We start from the raw sequence: 4,329 nt of genomic DNA on the forward strand, positions 1-4,329 counted from the left end.
GGATCACCTGAACCAGATAACGACGCGCGATACGCGGACCGGCCTCGCGTTCCTGCCGATCGCGCTGGCCGACCTGCGATCTCTGAGAACGCAACAGCGTCACCGTCTCGTCGCCGGTCTCAATGGTCTCAGCCAGAACTACGATCTCGTCATCATCGATGCCGGCGGCGTCCTGGAAGACGAGTCCTTGACGAGCCTCGTCCCGGCGGCGGACCACTTGATGATCGTCGCACACGCCAATGTCACGACACGCAATGATATTGACAGGACGCTGCAAATTCTGGAGCCCGCCCGTGATCGCATCGCCGGCGGCGTTTTGACGATGGCTCGTGGCCAGACGATCTGAACCGGCAGCCGGTAGCAAAAGGGCGGATGATATGGGTGCGACGACCAGCCGCCACCGGCGTTTCCCTCCGGACGGGCGCTTGATCGGCCTCGCCCTCGCAGTCGTTGCAACCCTTTATTTGACGATCTCGACGCTGACGCTTCTGAACTGGGGCTTCAACTACGATGAAGCAGGTGGCAACGTTTTCGAGAAGATCCATCCCGCGACGTTCGTCGCGGCGGCGACGCTGCTTCTCGCCGGGCTCATGCAAGGTAATCCGCTGACGGCAATCATCGGAGCATTGGACCGTTATCCGGGCACCGCTCTGTTTGTCGCGATGATCGGGATCTTGATCGCCTATTCGATCAAGATCGTCGGCCTGCCGTTCACGGCTTTTTTTGATACGTTCCTCGCGCCGGTGATGGTCTTCTTTCTGTTCAAGGACATGCGCAAGGAACGCGCCTGCCGCTTCGTCTGGCTCATCCACTCGTTGATGGTGCTGAATGCCGTGATCGGCATCGGAGAATTCATTAGCGGCGAACGCCTGACACCAATCGTTGCCAGCGGCATGGTCATCGCCGACGATTGGCGTTCGACGGCATTGCTCGGACACCCCCTCGCAAACGCCAGCCTAACCGGTGCTTATCTCCTGTCGTTGGCGCTTGGCGGCGCCAAGGATTTACCGAAGCCGTTCGCCGCCGGCGCTTTCATCGTCAATGCCGCCGCAATGGTCGTATTCGGCGGCCGCGCCTCCTCGGTCATCTTGCTGGTGTTGCTCGGTGTGCTTGCGGCTCGCGGCGGGCTTCGAATTCTGCGCGGCGAACGGTTCGACAAGACAGCTGTCTTGACGGCATTGATCGTGATTCCGATCGTCGCGCTGGCTTTGACCACGCTGGTCGAAGCCGGTTTCTTCGATCAGTTCCTTGCCCGCTTCATCGATGATAAGGGCAGCGCCGAAGCGCGGGTCTATATGTTCGAATTGTTCCAGCACCTCTCGTGGTACGAGTTGCTGTTGGCACCAGATCCCGACCAGATGGCCACTCTGAAACGCATCTACGATCTCGATTTCGGCATTGAAAGCTTCTGGATATCGTTCGTCCTGAGCTACGGTATCATTCCGGGACTAGCGTTCTTCGCAGCGCTGTTCCTATTCTGCAGAGACGTCCTGCGCTCCATTCGTCCCGGCGGCATCTGGGTCTTTGTCTTTTTCTTTCTCGTAGCCTCCACGTCCGTCAGTCTTTCGTCGAAATCGACGGTCTTTGCAGAGCTCTTGCTGATGATGCTGGTGATGTTCCGCCGACCGCAAATTGAAATGGCGCACCGGTCAGTTCGCCGCTCGTCCCACATGATGACCAGTAAAGTTACCGTCTCTGCCTGACACCTAGTCGCGAGCGACGGCGCCGGAGGCAGGCACGAATATTGCTCTCTTGATTGCGAAGCACCTCAACGGTGCGCCCGCAACAGTGAGCACGTTCGATAATGGCGCTAACAGCGAAACCCGCCCTCGCTCACGTCGATCGTTGGCCGATCAACACGCCGAACCTCGATGCCGCGTTACAGTCTGCCATCGGTGCAGCCAAGGCAGGCGAGCCGTTCACAGTCTTTACGATGAACCTGGACCACCTCGTGAAACTCCGGGGCAATGAGAAATTCCGCCAAGCCTATCGCAACGCCGATATCGTAACGGCCGACGGTGCGCCGGTTGCGTGGCTGGCGCACTACCAGAACGCGACGGTCGATCGCGCTACCGGTGCCGACCTGCTTGTGCCGCTGGCGCAGGCCGCAGCTGATGCGGGGTTGCCCGTCTTTCTCTTCGGCTCGTCTGGCGAGGTCTTGACCGAAGCCGTGCGCGAACTTGGCGATATTACGGATGGCGTTTTGGATATCGTAGGTACCCAGGCTCCGTCCCGCGACTTCGATCCCGAAGGACCGGAAGCCGTGCTTGCGATTGCCGACATCGCACGCTCCGGAGCTAAGCTCTGCTTCGTGGCCCTCGGCGCGCCTAAGCAGGAAATCTTCGCTGAGCACGCCCGCCAGAGCGGTCTCGCATGCGGCATGATATGCATCGGCGCGGCGATCGACTTCCTCGCCGGCACCCAGGTCCGAGCCCCCGAAGCAATCCGAAACAACGGATTGGAATGGGCGTGGCGCCTGATGACAAATCCACGCAGGCTTGCAAGACGGTATGCGGAATGCGTGGTCGTATTCGCCGATGTCGTCCTTCTGGCTCCGTTGCGCCACCTCCTCGCAAAGCCGCCGGGCTGACGTCCAGCATCGCCATAAGCCAATATTCAGCAAATCCCGCGGACGCGGTCGATCGAACCGCCAAGACCTGCCATAGACCTCAACATGCCCGCAAAAGTGTTATTTTATACGCACGGATTGGTCGACGGCGGCGCCGAGCGGCTGTGGTCGTGTCTCGCAAGCGCGATCAAGAATCGCGGCTTTGACGTGGTGTTCGCGCAAGACTTCGAAGCCGATGACAATCGCGCCAACCTCGACGCGACAATTCCGGTTCATACCTTGGGGCGCAACCACTGGCGTTCGGTCCTCAACCTCGCGAACGTCCTCAGAGCCGAAAAGCCAGATATCGCGCTTTCCGCCGTCGGCGGATCGAACCTGAAGCTGCTGCTCGCCAAGTCCTTGGCGCGATCGAACGTTCGCACGATCATCACCTATCATGGTTTCAGAGAATGGACGACCGGCGTTCTGAGCTTCGTGAGTTACTTCGGCTTGCCGATACTCAGCACTCTTGCCGACAGCACCGTGGCGGTCTCTGACGGCCTCAGAGAAAAACTCGTCAATGGTTGGCGCGCGCGCAAGGACCGCACGATTACGATACTCAATCCCGTCTTCTTTCCGTCTTCTGCCGATGTTCCGAGCGCGATTGAATTAAAGGCACGTCCCGACACGCTGCTGGCAGTCGGTCGCTTTGTCCCTGAAAAAGATTTCACAACACTTATTCGGGCCTTCGCCCGCCTAGAACGCCCTGGCGCAAAGCTCATCATTCTCGGCAAGGGGCCGGAGGAAGGCAAACTCCGCAACGAGATCGCGCGGCTTGGATTGAAGAAGCGCGTCATCCTTCCGGGCTACAGCAAGGAGCCGTGGAGTCACTATGCCAGCGCCAAATGCTTTGTCCTCTCATCGAACTCCGAACCGTTCGGGAACGTCATCGTCGAAGCGCTGGCCTACGGCCTGCCGGTTGTCTCCACCGCTTGCTCCGGCCCACAGGAAATTTTACTTCACGGCCGCTATGGTCGCATCGTCGCCGTCGGAAACGAACTGCAACTGGCGCACGCGCTGAAAGATGCACTCGACGAACCGGGAGATCCGCTGGACCGCCGCCGGAGGGCCGATGAATTTTCATTCGACGTGCGCGTGCCGACCTACGAGGCGTTGATCCGAAAGATACTGCACGAGCACGGTGTTGTTGCTGAAGCACCGGCCCCGGTGATCATGCCCGAGGTCATTTCGGACGCCGGTCCCTTCACCCGCGAAGTCGTGTAGCGGCACACGATGAGTCATCGAACCTCACCACCTGCCCGAGTCTTTCTCGACCTCACACATGTCGGACGGCACGTAACCGGCATCGAGCGCATCGCGATCGAGCAATTCGAAAAAGTCGCATTCGAAGGCGCCGAACTTCAACCGGTCAGGGCCCGCGGTGTTGCGTCGATGATCTTCAAGCAGCAGATCGTGCTGCCGCTGCTGGCCCTCATTCATCCACGCGCGCGGTTTGTGTTTCCGGGATTCCCGCCCTCGCCCCTCTTCGCCTTCTTCCCCAACCGTGTCACGCTCTATGTCCATGATATGCTTTTGCTGACGCGACGCTGCGACTTGAGCACCAAGGCACGCCTCTACATGGCTCCTCAATTTCGGCTCGCCGTGCGGGCGCTGAGACATTTTCTCGTCAACTCGGAAAAAACCGCCGCCGAACTGAAACACTACGTCCGTGGCGATGCCGACATTCGCCTCTATCGGCCGTCGGTTGCGAACCACTTCAA

The 4,329-nt window shown here is 59.5% G+C and carries 4 protein-coding genes and 1 pseudogene; all 5 read left to right on the plus strand.

The window, feature by feature from the left end; genetic code table 11:
* Positions 1 to 346, plus strand: a 346-nt coding sequence (locus tag VN623_RS11615) for a hypothetical protein (protein ID WP_325571153.1), incomplete at its 5' end; no start/stop codon positions are given.
* 31 nt (positions 347 to 377) lie between these two features.
* The gene (locus VN623_RS11620; RefSeq protein WP_325571154.1) at positions 378 to 1,703 is read left to right on the plus strand and encodes a VpsF family polysaccharide biosynthesis protein; all 1,326 of its coding nucleotides are present in this window, start codon (positions 378 to 380) and stop codon (positions 1,701 to 1,703) included.
* A gap of 101 nt (positions 1,704 to 1,804) precedes the next feature.
* A complete protein-coding gene (locus VN623_RS11625; protein ID WP_325571155.1) occupies positions 1,805 to 2,590 on the plus strand; it encodes a WecB/TagA/CpsF family glycosyltransferase in 786 nt (261 codons plus the stop codon).
* A gap of 84 nt (positions 2,591 to 2,674) precedes the next feature.
* Positions 2,675 to 3,832, plus strand: coding sequence for a glycosyltransferase (locus tag VN623_RS11630; protein ID WP_325571156.1), 1,158 nt, complete (start codon positions 2,675 to 2,677; stop codon positions 3,830 to 3,832).
* 9 nt (positions 3,833 to 3,841) lie between these two features.
* Positions 3,842 to 4,329: pseudogene (locus VN623_RS11635) on the plus strand (glycosyl transferase); the annotation flags it as partial.

The sequence above is a fragment of the Hyphomicrobium sp. genome, from assembly GCF_035572195.1.
GTDB lineage: Bacteria > Pseudomonadota > Alphaproteobacteria > Rhizobiales > Hyphomicrobiaceae > Hyphomicrobium_B.